The 14,409-nt window shown below is 71.4% G+C and carries 13 protein-coding genes; 3 read left to right on the top strand and 10 right to left on the bottom strand.

The window, feature by feature from the left end:
- Positions 1-23 precede the first annotated feature (23 nt).
- Positions 24-2,492 (bottom strand): ATP-binding protein, encoded by a 2,469-nt coding sequence (locus OG948_RS51490; protein ID WP_406300912.1) that lies wholly within the window; start codon positions 2,490-2,492, stop codon positions 24-26.
- 853 nt (positions 2,493-3,345) lie between these two features.
- Between OG948_RS51490 and OG948_RS51485 the strand changes: the two genes are divergently transcribed.
- A complete protein-coding gene (locus tag OG948_RS51485; RefSeq protein ID WP_331771982.1) occupies positions 3,346-4,491 on the top strand; it encodes an isochorismate synthase in 1,146 nt (381 codons plus the stop codon).
- Positions 4,492-4,657: 166 nt separating this feature from the next.
- Here the strand turns inward: OG948_RS51485 and OG948_RS51480 are convergent, their stop codons facing one another.
- From OG948_RS51480 to OG948_RS51465, 4 genes are all read right to left on the bottom strand, one after another.
- Positions 4,658-5,068: a VOC family protein gene (locus tag OG948_RS51480; RefSeq protein WP_331771981.1), complete on the bottom strand. Its 411-nt coding sequence runs from the start codon at positions 5,066-5,068 to the stop codon at positions 4,658-4,660.
- Between the two features lie 10 nt (positions 5,069-5,078).
- The gene (locus OG948_RS51475) at positions 5,079-5,519 is read right to left on the bottom strand and encodes a helix-turn-helix transcriptional regulator (protein WP_331771980.1); all 441 of its coding nucleotides are present in this window, start codon (positions 5,517-5,519) and stop codon (positions 5,079-5,081) included.
- Positions 5,520-5,669: 150 nt separating this feature from the next.
- Positions 5,670-6,569, bottom strand: a complete 900-nt coding sequence (locus OG948_RS51470; protein WP_331771979.1) for an NmrA family NAD(P)-binding protein — start codon at positions 6,567-6,569, stop codon at positions 5,670-5,672.
- A 2-nt stretch (positions 6,570-6,571) separates the two neighbouring features.
- Positions 6,572-7,516, bottom strand: a complete 945-nt coding sequence (locus OG948_RS51465; protein WP_331771978.1) for an EamA family transporter — start codon at positions 7,514-7,516, stop codon at positions 6,572-6,574.
- A 103-nt stretch (positions 7,517-7,619) separates the two neighbouring features.
- On the opposite strand from OG948_RS51465, the gene OG948_RS51460 reads away from it, so the two are divergent.
- Complete coding sequence (locus OG948_RS51460; protein ID WP_331771977.1) at positions 7,620-8,150, top strand: MarR family transcriptional regulator; 531 nt, start codon at positions 7,620-7,622, stop codon at positions 8,148-8,150.
- Between the two features lie 384 nt (positions 8,151-8,534).
- Here OG948_RS51460 and gyrB read toward each other — a convergent pair whose 3' ends face one another.
- The 4 genes from gyrB to OG948_RS51440 form a co-directional block, all read right to left on the bottom strand.
- Positions 8,535-10,634: a DNA topoisomerase (ATP-hydrolyzing) subunit B gene (gyrB, locus tag OG948_RS51455; protein WP_331771976.1), complete on the bottom strand. Its 2,100-nt coding sequence runs from the start codon at positions 10,632-10,634 to the stop codon at positions 8,535-8,537.
- 801 nt (positions 10,635-11,435) lie between these two features.
- Entirely contained in the window at positions 11,436-11,876 is a 441-nt protein-coding gene (locus tag OG948_RS51450) for a hypothetical protein (protein ID WP_406300712.1), read from the bottom strand.
- A 130-nt stretch (positions 11,877-12,006) separates the two neighbouring features.
- The gene (locus OG948_RS51445; RefSeq protein WP_331771974.1) at positions 12,007-12,372 is read right to left on the bottom strand and encodes a hypothetical protein; all 366 of its coding nucleotides are present in this window, start codon (positions 12,370-12,372) and stop codon (positions 12,007-12,009) included.
- A 366-nt stretch (positions 12,373-12,738) separates the two neighbouring features.
- On the bottom strand, positions 12,739-13,134 hold the full coding sequence (locus OG948_RS51440) for a hypothetical protein (RefSeq protein ID WP_331771973.1): 396 nt from the start codon (positions 13,132-13,134) through the stop codon (positions 12,739-12,741).
- A 517-nt stretch (positions 13,135-13,651) separates the two neighbouring features.
- On the opposite strand from OG948_RS51440, the gene OG948_RS51435 reads away from it, so the two are divergent.
- Positions 13,652-13,852 carry a hypothetical protein gene (locus OG948_RS51435; RefSeq protein ID WP_331771972.1) on the top strand — a complete coding sequence of 67 codons (201 nt, stop codon included), beginning with the start codon at positions 13,652-13,654 and terminating at the stop codon, positions 13,850-13,852.
- A gap of 280 nt (positions 13,853-14,132) precedes the next feature.
- On the opposite strand, the gene OG948_RS51430 is transcribed toward OG948_RS51435, so the two are convergent.
- A complete protein-coding gene (locus tag OG948_RS51430; RefSeq protein WP_331771971.1) occupies positions 14,133-14,363 on the bottom strand; it encodes a hypothetical protein in 231 nt (76 codons plus the stop codon).
- Positions 14,364-14,409 lie beyond the last annotated feature (46 nt).

Genomic DNA, 14,409 nt, shown 5'->3' with positions numbered 1-14,409 from the left:
GAGACGGCACACGGCGGATGAACTCAGCTCGCGAGTTCGCCCCGCACCCCACCCGGGTTGGGCCCGGTCGAGACGGGGAGCGCGAAGACCATGGTGAGCCCGCCGCCGGGCGTGTCCTCGGCGGCGAGCGAGCCGCCCATCGCCTCGGCGAAGCCGCGTGCGACGGCAAGTCCCAGGCCCACACCGCGACTTCGCGGGGCGTCTCCGTGCCGCGCGAACGCCTCGAAGACCCGGTCCTTGGCGTCGTCGGGCAGGCCGGGACCACGATCGACCACCCGCAGTTCGACCCGGCCGCGGGCCGTCCCGGCCGCGACCGTCACGGGCGTGTCCGCCGGAGTGTGCAAAACCGCGTTCTCCACCAGGTTTGCCATCACCCGCTCCAACAACTCCGCGTCGGCCCGAACGGTCGGCAACGTCTCCGGAATCGACACCCGCACCCCCGACCTCGCGGCCCGCGCCACCGCCCCCGGGATCACCTCGTCCAGCGCGATGTCGCTCGGCAACGGGTCGACCGTGCCCATCCGCAGCCGGCTCATGTCGAGCAGATTGCCGATCAACCGGTCGAGCCGATCGGCGCCCGCCTCGATCGTGGCGAGCAACTCGGCCCGGTCCGCCCGCTCCCAGTCGACCTCCTCCACCCGCAGACCGGAGGCCCCGGCCTTGATCGCCGCCAGCGGCGCCCGCAGGTCCCGGGCCACCATGGCGAACAACGCGGTGTCGACCCGGTTGCCCTCGTCGAGCCGACGCGCCTCCGCCGCCTCGGCGACCAGGGCACCCCGCTCCAGGACCAGCGCCGCCTGCGCGGCGAACGCGCCCAGGACACGGCGTGTGTCCGCGGGCAGCGGGCGACCGGACAGGACCAGCACGAGCGACTCGTCCACCGCGACCTCGACCTCCGCCGTGTCGGGCCGCGTCGGCGGATCCACGCCGACCGACCCGACGCTCTCCCAGGACCCGCGGGGTCCGTCCCGGCGCAGCAGCGAAACGGATCGCATGTCGAAGGTCACCCGAACCCGCTCCAACAGGGCGGGCAACGCCCGTTCGCCCCTGAGCACGCTCCCGGCGAGGAAGCCGAGCGTCTCCGCCTCGGCCCGACCGCGTTCGGCCTGCTGGGTACGTCGCGCGGCGAGGTCGACGACCGACGCCACCGCCAGCGCGATCACCACGAAGACCACCAGCGCGAGCACGTTTCCCGGCGCGGCGATGTCCAGGGTGTCCAGCGGCGGCGTCATGTGGTAGTCCATGAACAACGAGCCGAGCACGGCGGTGGTCACCCCCTGCCACAGGCCGCCGAACAGCGCGACCGCGACGGTCAGGGCCAGGAACAGGAGCATGTCGTGGGGCAGCGCGGCGTTGCCCCGGATCGGCACGAGCGCGGCGGTCAGCGCGGGTGGCCCGAGCAGCGCGACCACCCAGGCCAGCACGGCTCGCCCCCGGGCGGTGACCGTGCGCCGGGGTCGGTCGTCCCGCCCGCGACCGGCGTACTCGTGGGTGACGATGTGGGTGTCGATGTCGCCGGCCCGGGCGGCCACGGTGGCGCCCACGCCCGGGCCCAGGACGAACTGCCAGGGCTTGCGCCGACTGCTGCCGAGCACGATCTGCGTGGCGTCCTCCCCACGGGCGAAGTCCAGCAGGGCGCCGGGTACGTCGTCGCCGACGACGGAGTGGAACGTGCCGTCGAGCGAGTCCACCAGCCGGCGCTGGCGGGCCAGGTCGGCCGGTGAGGATCCGGACAGGCCGTCGCTGCGGGCCACGTGCACGGCCAGGAGTTCCCCACCCGAGCCCCGACCCGCGATCCGCGCCGCCCGCCGGATCAGCGTGTCGCCCTCCGGCCCGCCGGTGAGCGCCACCACGACCCGTTCCCGGGTCGGCCACATCGCGTCGAACCCGTGCCGGCCCCGGTGTTCGCGCAGATACTCGTCGACCCCGTCGGCCACCCACAACAGGGCCAGCTCGCGCAGCGCGGTCAGGTTGCCCGGGCGGAAGTAGTTCGCGAGGGCGGCATCGGCCCGCCCGGGGGTGTACACGTCCCCGTCGGCGATTCGGCGGCGCAGCTCCTCGGGAGTCAGGTCGACGAACTCGATCTGATCGGCCCGACGTACCGCGGCGTCGGGTATGGTCTCGCGCTCGGGGACGCCGGTGATCGACTCGACCACGTCGTTGAGCGACGCGAGTTGCCGCACATCGACCGTGGAGATCACGTCTATCCCGGCGTCGAGGATCTCCTCGACGTCCTGGATCCGCTTCTCGTTGCGCGATCCCGGCGCGTTGGTGTGCGCCAGGTCGTCGACCAGCGCCACGCGCGGCCGGCGGGCGATCACCGCGTCCACGTCCATTTCGGTGAACTTGCCATGCTGGTGGCCCAGTTCGCGTGGCGCGACGATCTCCAGACCGACCAGCATCTCCTCGGTGAGCGGCCGACCGCCGCAGTCCACGACACCGACCACCACATCGGTTCCCCGGAGGAGCCGGCGATGGGCTTCGTCGAGCATCGCGTACGTCTTGCCGACGCCGGGCGCCGCGCCGAGGTAGACCCGCAACGCGCCGCGCCGCGAGGGCTTCGTCCGCGGGACGGATCCGCTCGCCTCCGCGGCGGCGCGCTTCGACGACTTCCGGCACCGGCCGTGTCCGTATGGCACCCGCGCTCAGCCCTTCCGTTCGTGCGCTCGCGGCCGGGTGAGGGCCGGGGTCGGGCATGTCGACCCCACCCGTGCGGCGACCCGCCCGCCACCCGGTACTTCCGACGACCGGGCTCCGGACATTGTCGTGGACGAACGTGCCGATCACCGCCGGGTGGAGCCGGCCGGCACGACCGCGGGACCGGCGACGTCGGCACGGCCGGGCCGGATCGGTCCCGGCCCGGGACCTGCGTCGGCGGGGACGAAGGGCCGACAGGGCGAAGGCGGGGCGGATTACGCTCGTTCGAGTCTCGCGGGCCGGATCCGGGTGCGGCCACGGCGCGCGGTCGCGCGCCGGTGCCTTCGGGTGCGCGCGCACCACCCCCACACGCCCTGCCACGCGAGGGGGTTCGGGTGATGGAGTGGCAGCCGGGCAGCCACGCGGCCGCCCGGAAGGAGCGGCGTGCGACCGACCGGGGCGGACCGGGATGTGCCCGTCGTCACCGGCGCGGTGGGCGGCATCGACCGGACGGTGCGCACGGCGACGCGGCCGCGCATCGCGTGGGGATCCCGCCGGGGCCCGTCACGTACCCCGCGTCATCGCCGACGTCGACGTGTCCCCCGCCTCCGATCACACCCGTCGTATCACCCGCACCGCCGCCACATCGACGACGGTGCGTCCCCGCGCGGCCGGCACCACCAGCCGCACGACCCCCGGGAGCGGATCATGTCCCACGACCCGGCACACTGGCTCCTGACCACGTCCCGGCACGTCCTGCGGGCCCGGTCCACCACGCCTCTTCCGACCCAAGTCCCGCTCGGTCCCGGGCAGTTCACCCGAGCCGCGCACGCGGCCGCGAGAACACTGCGCGACGCCGACCCACGCTGGTGCGTCGTCGGCGCCCTGCCCTTCGACGAGGACACCCCCGCCGCGCTCGCACTCGGCCGGGTGACGGCCACACCCCGGCAGCGCCGGCCGGGCCCGCCGGCCGTACCGACCGGACCCCATCGCGTCGACACGCGGGGTGAGGCGGCCTATGTGGGAGCCGTCGCCAAGGCCGTGCGCCGTCTGCGTGCCGGCGAGGCCCACAAGGTGGTCCTGGCCCGGACGCTGACCCTGCGCCGCGACATCGACCCCGTCGCGACGCTGGCCCTGCTGGACCGACTCCACCCGCTGGCCCATCTCTTCCACGTCGCCCTCGACCCGCCGGGCACGCCCGGCGCCCGAGCGCTGCTGGGCGCCTCCCCCGAACTCCTGCTCACCCGACAGGGCGACCTGCTGGCCCTGAACCCGCTCGCCGGCACCGCCTCCCGACATCGCGACCCCGTGCGCGACCTGGCGGCGGCACACGCGCTCGCCGCCTCCGTCAAGGACCTGCGCGAACACGCCCTGGTCGTCGACGAACTGCGCCGCGTCCTGCATCCGCTGTGCACCCGCCTGCACATCCCCGACCGACCCCGACTCAAGGCCGCCGGACGCCTGTGGCACCTGTGCACCCCGATCCGCGCCCGGCTGCGCCGGCCCGCGCCCACCGCGTTCGCGCTGGCCGCCCTGCTCCATCCCGCCCCCGCGGTGTGCGGCCTGCCCCGCGAGGCCGCGCACACGCTGATCCGCCGACTGGAGACCCGCCCCCGCGACTACTACGGCGGTCTCGTCGGCTGGACCAACCGGCACGGCGACGGCCAATGGGTCGTCGCCCTGCGCTGCGCGCAGACCGACCCGGACGGCGTACGCCTGCACGCGGGGGCGGGCATCCTCGCCGAATCCGATCCGAGACGCGAACTCGCGGAGACGAGGGCCGAGTTCACCACCATGCTGGACGCCCTGCGACCGGCTCCGGCCGTCCGGAGCCACAACGCCGCCTTCCGGTGATCCCGAACACACCTGCCCCCGCGCGGTTCCCGCACACGAAGACGGGGCCGGGTCCGCCGTGGAACCCATCGACGGCGCGCCGAAGCGGCTTCCGCGCGCGGCCGGCCCCGGAGGCGGGCGAGCCCCGGGGCGGCGGCGTACGAAAGCCGCGTACGTGTGCCGGTTGTTACGCCTTGGGCGTCTGCGAGATGCGCACCATGTTGCCCGAGGGGTCCCGGAACGCGCAGTCGCGCGGGCCCCAGGGCTGGTCGATGGGCTCCTGGAGCACCTCGGCCCCGGAGGCGCGCACCCTCTCGAAGGTCGCGTCGAGATCGTCGGTGCGGAACACGACCATCGGCAGCACACCCTTGACGAGCAGTTCCTGCAGGGTGTCGCCGTCGGACTCGGACCGGCCGGCGTGCGGCACCGACAGGACGAGTTCGGCGTCCGGCTGGGAGGGGCTGCCGAGGGTGATCCACCGGAACCCGTCCGAGCCGACGTCGTTGCGCACCTCGTAGCCGAGTCCGTCGCGGTAGAAGGCGAGCGACTCGTCCACGTCGTTGACGGTGATGTGGCAGTACTGGAGTGAAATGGTCATGCGAACAACGCTAGACGGCGGTGCCGGGGGCCGCTTCTCCAATCCTGACCGATGACTCCCTGGTCGGCCGGGTGCGCACCTTGGCCACACACGTGGGCATCGCCAGCACGGCCTCGTGGTCCGCGGCGCGGTACGCGCTCGGCGTCATGCCCACCAGTTCGGTGAACCGCGAGCTGAACGAGCCGAGGGAGGTACAGCCGACCGCCATGCACGCGTCGGTCACACTCATGCCCTCGCGCAGCAACGCCATCGCCCGCTCGACCCGACGGGTCATGATGTAGCTGTACGGCGTCTCGCCGTAGGCCGCCCGAAAGGCCCGGGAGAAATGCCCCGGCGACATCAGCGCGTGGCGGGCCATGGTCGGCACGTCCAGCGGACGCGCGTACTCGCGGTCCACCAGATCCCGCGCTCGGCGCAGGTGCGCGAGGTTGGCAAGGTGTTGCTGGTCCATGCCATGAGCCTACCGCCGCACCCCGACAGCCCCGCCGACCTGCATGAACGCGGCTCGGCGGGGTTCGTGCCCGAGGGATCGCGGACCCGCCGCCGGCCCACCGTCGCGCACCCGCGCGATCGGGCGGGCGGCGGGCGGCGGGCGGCGGCCTCAGGCGTCCACGGCCGACCGGGAGTCGTCGGTCGTGAACGCCGCGGCGTGGTCGCGGACGAAGTCGGCGATGTCGCGCGGCGGGCGACCGAGCAGGTCGGCGACCGTACCGGTGGTGAAGTCCCCCCACCCGGAGGCGTACGCCTGCGCGTACTCCTCGAGCATGTCGACGATCCACGGCGGAACGCCGTAGCCGAGCAACGTCTCGCGCTTGGCCGCGTCGCCGACCGGCAGGTACGCCGTGGGTCTGCCGAGAACGCGGCCCGTCTGCTCGGCGACCTCGTCGAAGGTCAGCGAGCGCGGGCCGGTGAGGGTGTACGTCTTGCCGTGGTGGCGATCCGGGTCGTCCGACAGCACACGGGCGGCGCACTCGGCGATGTCGCGTGCGTCGATCATGCCGATCCGCGCCGAGGCCATGTTCAGCGCGAACGTGCCGCCGGCACGCATGTCGCCGGCCTCGTTCAGCAGGTTCTGCATGAACCAGTGCGGGCGCAGGATCGTCCAGCGCATGCCGCAACGTTCGGTCTCCCGGTCGGACAGCGCGTGCAGCCTGCCGCTGCGGTTCGGCGCGTCGTGCGCCGCGCCGACCACGGACAGGCGCACGACGCGCTCCACACCGGCCCGGCGGGCGGCCCAGAGCACGTTCATGTTGTTCTCCGGGGCGCGCGGACCGTTCGGGGTGAGCAGCCACAGGTCGTGCACACCCTCGAAGGCGGGCGGCAGCGACCGGGCGTCGTCGAGGTCGGCGACGAAGACCTCGGCGCCCTGCCCGCGCGGGCCGTCCGCCTTGCGTTCGTCGTGCACGAGCGCGCGAAGCGTCATGTCCTTCGCCGCCGGCGTGTCCAGCAGCGCGGTGGACACGGTTCCGGTGGCTCCGGTGATCAGCACGGTGCGCGTCATGTTCATTCTCCCTTGGCGGTGGCGGGGGTACGGACCAGGTCACGGACGACGTCGGGGGTCAGTTGCGCGGCGGCGACGGCGGTCAGCGCGAGCACGAACCCGAAGCACTGCCACGGAGTGAGCGATTCGTCCAGGAACAACCACCCCAGGAGCGTGGCCACCACGGGTGAGAGCAGGGCCAGGAACGACACCGCGACCACGGGCAGCCTGCCGATGCCCTGGAACCAGACCAGGAAGGAAAGCAGGGCGCCCACACCGGACAACCACGCGTAGCCGCCGAGCGCACGAGCGTCCAGTCCGGACGGAAGTCCCTCGAAGACGAGCGCGAGCGGCAGGAGCACGAGCCCGCCGGCGGTGAGTTGCCAGGCGGCGATGGTCGCCGGGCCGACGCCGTCCGGACGTCCCCAGCGTTTGGTCAGGACGATCCCGCCGGCCATCACGCCGGCGGCCGCTATGCCGGCCAGGACGCCGAGCAGGTCGAAGGAGAGCCGGCCGCGCAGCACGATCAACCCGACGCCCAGCACACCGACCAGCCCCCAGCCCAACCGCCAGCGGGTGGGCCGCTCGCCCAGGAGCAGGTACGCCAGGCCGACGACGAGCAGCGGCTGGACGGCGGTGAGGGTCCCCGCGACGCCACCCGGCAAGCGGTAGGCGGCCACGAACAGCAGGGCGAAGAGCGCGCCGATGTTGAGGGTGCCGAGCAGCAGGGAGCGCCACAGCCACTTGCCGTGCGGCAGTCGCCGGGTGACGGCGAGCAGGATCAGCCCCGCCGGCAGCGCGCGGATCACTCCGGACACCAGCGGATAGCCGACCGGGAGGAACTCGGTGGTGACCAGGTATGTGGTGCCCCACGTGGCCGGTGCGGTCGCGGTCAGCAGGGTCAGTCCCAGCGTGCCGCCGGACGGGGACGCGCGTCCCGTGTCCGACCGGCTCGGGTCCCGGAGCATCTGTTCTCCTTAACGTTGAACTATTCAACGTTGGCGAATGTAGCTCCCTGTTAGGATGGCGTCAAACAGTTTCACGTTAAGAGGTTCTGGGAGGCGGCAGCCCGTGGAGGACAACGTCGACTGGCGGATGGACCAGTGGCGGGTCGAGCGGCCCGACATCGACCCCACGCCGATGGGCGTCGTGGCCCGGATCCAGCGCGCCTGCCGACTGCTCGAGCGTGAGCTTCGCGACCACTTCGCCACGCACGACCTGCAGCTTTGGGAATTCGACATCCTGGGTACGCTGCGCCGATCCGGGCACCCGTACCGGCTCACCGCCAAGCAGCTCGTCGAGTCGTCGATGGTCACCTCCGGGGCGATCACCAACCGGATCGACCGTCTCGTCGCGAGGGAGATGGTGACCCGCGAACTCGATCCGCTCAATCGGCGCAGCGTGCTGATCACGTTGACCGACCGTGGCCGCGACCTCATCGACGGCGTCGTCGTCGACCACGTCGACCTGGAGGCGAGACTCCTCGCGAAACTGAGCGGCGACGACCAGGAACGCCTCGCCGGCCTCCTGCGCCAACTCCTCAACAGCCTCGGCGACCACGCCCCCGGCAACCCCCTGAAAACCGACCGACCCAACGCGTAGCCCCCATGCGGGGATACGGGCGATCCACCTCGGAACACGGGGCGATCTCGCGAACGTTCGGGCAAGCCGCGCTTGTGGGGTTCGGCGTGGGGTGCCCCGCGAGGGGGTGCCCGTGGTGGCCGGTGGGGGTGACGCGGCGTTGCGCGGGCTTCGGGGGCGCGTGCGACGAGGGTGCGCTGTGCGCGAACCGGCTCCGGCCTCCCCGGTGTTGCCCGCGCCTTCGGCGAAAGTGTCGGCACATGTTGCCTGTTGCCCGCCGAACCCGGAGGACGCCGGCCTTACGATCTCGGCGCGCCCGGTGTGCCGCGCTCCGCGCCGGGAGCCCCGATCGCGCCGGACCTCGCGGATGCCGGCGGCGTGCGCGGCGACGGCGCCGAGGGTGGATCAGATGTCGAGGAAGCGCACGTCCTGGGCGTTGTGTTGGATGAACGAGCGTCGGGCCTCCACGTCTTCGCCCATCAGGACGGCGAACAGGTCGTCGGCCAGGGCGGCGTCGTCGAGCGTGATCTGCCCCAGCACGCGATGGTCCGGATCCATGGTCGTGACGCGGAGTTCCTCGGCGTTCATCTCGCCGAGCCCCTTGAAGCGTTGGATGGTGTCGTCGCGCAGGCGCTTGCCGTGTCGCCGGCCGATTTCCACGAGGGTGTCGCGTTCGCGGTCGGTGTAGGCGTACTGGCTGTCGTCCCGGCTCCACTTGATCTTGTAGAGCGGGGGTCGGGAGAGGTAGATGTGTCCGGCTTCGATCAGGGGCCGCATGAAGCGGAAGAGGAAGGTCAGCAGCAGGGTGTTGATGTGCCGGCCGTCGACGTCGGCGTCCGCCATCAGGATGATCTTGTGATAGCGGAGCTTGCCGAGATCGAAGTCCTCGTGGACCCCGGTGCCGAACGCCGAGATGAGCGCCTGGATCTCCTGGTTGTGCAGGATCTTGTCGATGCGCGCCTTCTCGACGTTCAGGATCTTGCCGCGGATCGGCAGAATCGCCTGGTACCGGGGGTCGCGGCCGGACTTCGCGGAGCCGCCCGCCGAGTCGCCCTCGACGATGAAGATCTCGCACGCGTCGGCCTCGGTGGACTGGCAGTCCGCGAGCTTGCCGGGTAGCGCGGCGGATTCCAACATGCCCTTGCGGCGGGTGAGATCGCGCGCCTTGCGGGCGGCGACCCGGGCACTCCGGGCCGCGATCGCCTTGCGGACGATGTCCGCCGCTTCGTTCGGGTTCCGGTCGAACCAGTCCGCCAACTGCTCGTGGACCACCTTGTGGACGGACGTCCGCGCCTGTGTGTTGCCCAACTTGGTCTTGGTCTGGCCCTCGAACTGCGGCTCGGTCAACTTCACCGCGACGATCGCGGTCAACCCCTCGCGCACGTCCTCGCCGGAGAAGTTGTCGTCCTTGTCCCGCAGCAGCCTCCGCTCCCGGGCGTAGCGGTTGACCACACCGGTCAGGGCGGTACGGAATCCCTCCTCGTGCGTGCCGCCCCCGTGGGTGTGGATGGTGTTGGCGAACGAGTACACGCCTTCGTTGAAGCGGGTGCTCCACTGCATCGCGACATCCACGGACAGGTGTTGCCCCGTGCCCTGGGCCCGGAGGGAGATGACCGAGGGGTGTACCGGGTCGCCCCTGCGGGAGTTGAGGTGCTTCACGAAGTCGACGATGCCGCCCTGGTAGCGGTACGAGACCGACCGGGCCCGGTCCGCCCCCGCCTTCTCGACACCGCCGTCGCCCGAGCCCGACGGCTCCCGCGCGCCCGCGCGTTCGTCCGTCAGCGCCAGGGTCAGGCCCTTGTTGAGGAAGGCCATCTCCTGGAGGCGGCGGGCCAGTGTCTCGAAGGAGTACTCGGTGGTCTCGAAGACGTTCGGATCGGCCCAGAAGGTGAGTGAGGTGCCCGTGTCGGTCACGGCTTCGTGCCGAGCCAGGGGCGCGGTCGGCACACCGTTGCGATATCCCTGACTCCACCGGTATCCGTCGGCGCGCACCTCCACGAACAGGCGCGTGGACAGGGCGTTGACCACCGACAGTCCCACTCCGTGGAGCCCGCCGGAGACCGCGTATCCGCCGCCGCCGAATTTCCCGCCGGCATGCAGCACGGTCAACACGAGCTCGACGGCCGGTTTGCGCTTCTCCGGGTGCAGACCCACGGGAATGCCACGCCCGTTGTCCACCACCCGAACACCGCCGTCGCCGAGCAGCGTCACGTCGATCCGGTCCGCGAAACCGGCCAGGGCCTCGTCGACCGAGTTGTCCACGATCTCCTGCACCATGTGGTGCAGTCCGCGCTCATTGGTCGAACCGATGTACATGCCGGGCCGTTTGCGAACGGGGTCCAGCCCCTCCAGCACGCTGATCTCGTTGGCGCCGTACGCCACGCCCTCCCCGCCGTTGCCGTCGCGGGACGTGGGTGCGAGTGCGGGGGCGGGGGCGGCGGAGGGATCGAGGGAACCGTCGGCTTCGGACTCGGTGGCGACGGAGAGGATGCCGGAATCAGTCACAAGGCACTCTTTTCTGGCACTACAAGCCACGCTCCCGCCGGGCGACGGGAGCGTACGTGTCTTCGGGTGGAGCCGGCCACACACGGGCAGGCCGAACAAGGCCCTCCGGGGGCTGCGCTCCTCAAGCAAGAACAGGCTCCAGCATACCCATCGCGCGCTCATCAAACAGGCATGGAAGCCATTTCATCATCGATACAGTGTCCAAAAATCCCATCCGACAAGTCCCCCCACGCCGAAACGCTCTCAGGCCCGCAGATCGCCACACAGAGCCTCGATGAGCATCGGTCGGAGCGCCCCTGAACCCGACTCCCAGTGCCCCTTCGCAGGCCGCCGAAGGGGCCTGGGAGGCACTGGTTCCCACTCCCGAGGGTGATGGGACCTCCTCCGGACGTCGGCCCGTGAACACGCGACGAGAGGCCGGGAAGGAGCGACCCGACAGGGCGTCCGAGAGCGCCATCACCCGGCCATCGAGCCCGCGTTGCGGTCGAAGGAAGCGGCCCTGCGCATCGCTCGATGCCATCGGACCCACCGCCGGACACGGCCTGCGGGAACCGGTCGACCGGGACCACGGCACCCACCGGGTCCGTGGAATCCGGAGCTTCCGAACGGAATCGGCACAGCCCGCGGGCGGCCTCCGCACTCGACGATCGACGCCACGGGCGGCCGTAGCGGATGGCGGCGCGGGCGCCGGGGAATCGGTCTCGGATTTCCGGCATGCAAACGGCCGGGGCGGCCGGGATGATCAGGGCGACCGGAGCAGCCGGAGCAGCCGGAGCGACCGGCCGAACGGCCGAACGGCCGTCAGGGGCTCGGCACGAGAACCGAGGTCGGCGGCTGGGTCGCGCGCCAACGGATCATGAACGCGGCCGGTTCGCCCGGGCCGACGTCGATCCGTGCCACCACCATGGCGATCACTCGCGCCTGATGCCCGGTCGAGGAGGCGTTCCACGTCTCGACCACCTCGTCGACGGTGCGCTTCGCGGGCGCGAGCTTCCTCGACGCGCAGATGCCGGCCACGACCTGTGTCGCCACAACCTCTTCCAGCATCAGCCCCCGCACGGCGAACCGACACGCCCCGCAGCGATAGACATCGCCCTCGACCTCGAACCGCGGGCGCTCGTCACAGGTCGCGCACCACACCAGGCCCGCCGGCAGAGCGCCGTCCTCGCCGAGTTCCCGCAGTCGTGGAACCCACGCCTCGACGATCCAAGCGCCCTCCTCGGGCACCACACGTTCATTCACACGCCTCAGCCAACCCGGGCATCGCCGCGACGTCGAAGAGACTTCCCCCACTGGGCAAAGCCACCGACAACGAACCCGGCCGCCCCGAAGGCAGGGTCCACGCCGGACCTTCGGATGCCTCGTGTGCGGGTCATCTCATCCGAGCCTTGATGTGGTCGATCACCTCGGTGAATTCCTCGGTCGGCGAGAAGTCCACGTACTCGCAATCCTCCAGTGCCTCCGGCACGTGACCGGGTGCCCAATAGAACGCCTGGCCCGCCTCGTAGATCTCGTTCCCGTCCTTCGTGCGCATCCTCAGCCGCCCCTTGAGCAGATAACCCCAGTGCGGGCACTGGCACATGCCGTCGGGCAGTCCTTCGAGCCCCGGTGCCATATCGGCGCCTCGCGGGAATCGCACGAATGTGACGGACATCCCGCCACCGACTTCGCGCATCCGAAGTTCGACACCGTCGCCTTCGATCGCAACGGGTGCGTCGTAACGTGTCGTTGCCGTCATGGCTCCTCCATGTGGCGATGGGCGCGCGCTCGGACGCACCGAACCACCGAGTCGACGACCACGCCCATCGGACCGCCGGAAAGCGGCACCGACCCGGTCACGGACCGCGGCCGACACGGCTACAACCCGTCTCGGCCGAAGCTCCGGTGCGGCCCCTTCCAGAGTGACACCGCGCGAGGAAGTCGGCGACACGCCGATGCCACCTCGGTGATCGTCCCGGGATACACCCGATCGTTCGGCCGTCGGTATCCGCCCAACGCGTGCGAGATGCCACGGACGGTGAGCGCGAGGTCCTCCGGCAGTGACGACGTGCGTGCGCCGTCGGCGATCCGTTCCCGTCCGATGCCGCCGCCCCCGACCCGTCCTTCAGCCTTCGCCTGCCTCGTACGGCGGTGACGGTCGGTTCCGGAAGTCGTCCAACCTGTCGATGATCAGGCGGAGTTCGCGTGCGCTTCGACGCGACAGGGCCGACGTCAGGGTGTCCAGGAGAGCGCGGGCTTCGAGGGGATTGCCGCAGCAGTACCAGTGCGCGTTGCCCCACTCGTAGTCGCGCCACAGGTCGCGCTCGGAACGGCGGACGTGGTTCCTCCACAGACGCACGGCCGCCCCGACGTCTCCCGGCCGCAGGTAGTTGCGGGTGCGTTCGAGCCGGAAGATCTCGGACATCGCCCGCGCGGACAGTCCGTCGATGGCCGTCCTCGTCCCCGGTGTCCGCCGGCGCAACACGCCGGCCCGGACGTATCCCGGCCGCCTACGCGGCATGGACCCTTCGGTTCGTCGTCATGCCATGCATGGTGCCACGACCACCGCACACCTCACCCACCCGACCCCGAGTTCGCCCAGGCCCCGGAGCAGGGCACGACCCAAGCGCCGCGGGATTTCGGGAGCTTCGATGGCGGTGCTCGTCTCGACCGAGGGTTGGGCGCGACGTGCCGCGGGCCGCCCCCGTGGCCACCGGCGCCGCGCCCGGCGCACCCGGTGTGCCACCGCGGCCACGGGGCCGGCCGGCGAACCGGCCCGGGGTCGGGCGGTAGCCACTCGGTTGGTCGGGCGCGCGTTCGAGTGGAACGTGGCCGCCGCACGCCTTACTCGCACATCCACGCGCTCTGTCGGCGGTCCCGGCCGTTGACCACCATGAGCGAACGCCGCCGATCCGGGCTCGCCCCGGCCGCGCCAGGCGATATGCGAACGCCCCTCGACCGGCCCCTCCCCGGGTGCGCCCGGTCGACCTTCGGCGACCGGAACTCCGCTCGCCATGAGGAAAGTCGGGAACCAACGCGTGAACATCGGCACGAAGGTCAAAGCCCAACAGGACATCGGTGAGGGCCTGCAGCAGCGAGTTCCCCAAGGGACGGAGGGAGTGGTGACCGGCAAGGCGTTCGGCGGAAGAATCGTCGTCCGGTTCGTACTGCCCGGAGTCTTCGGCGGTACCCGCAGCGTCGACGTACCCGTCGATCCCACACAGGTCGTGACCGTGTGAAGCTCGAACTCCGACCGGGTCCCAGGGCGCCACCACGGTTGCTTCCGGACCGCGTACGCGATGTCGGCGGTCGGCGCCGATCCGTCCGCGTTTTCGGGCCGGGCCGCAGGCACCGCGACGATTCGCGGCGCGCCGCGGGCCGGACGGTGCGCTCGGGTGAGCGGCCTCGATCGTGCGCGGACGAACCCCGGCCCGATCCTGGTCGGCCGCTCCCGGATCGACGTCTGTGCCCGGACGTACTGGCGCGCCACCACCACCCGAGGAGAGTCGGGCGAGGGCTTCAGCCCTCTTCCGGGAGGCTCCCCCACGCGTCGCCGTCGCTGAAGAGTTCGTAGCCGTGCTCCGCGGCGATTTCCCGGGCATGCGCCCGGCTACGGATCACCGTGTCGTGCCGGTTGCTGACCACCTCGCCGTGGGCGCCGCCGTCCTCGACCACCTCGATCGAGTATGTCTCGTACACGACGTGCTCGGCCGCCTCCGACTTCCAGACCACATGCATGCTCGTCGCCAACGAAACTCATCCTCCGAGGGTTCGGCCCTGCGCCAAGGTCGACTCT

Origin of the sequence: Embleya sp. NBC_00888 (assembly GCF_045207655.1) — a bacterium.
GTDB lineage: Bacteria > Actinomycetota > Actinomycetes > Streptomycetales > Streptomycetaceae > Embleya.
The sequence above is the reverse complement of the archived record's forward strand: the minus strand, read 5'-3'. Positions and strand labels throughout refer to the sequence as shown.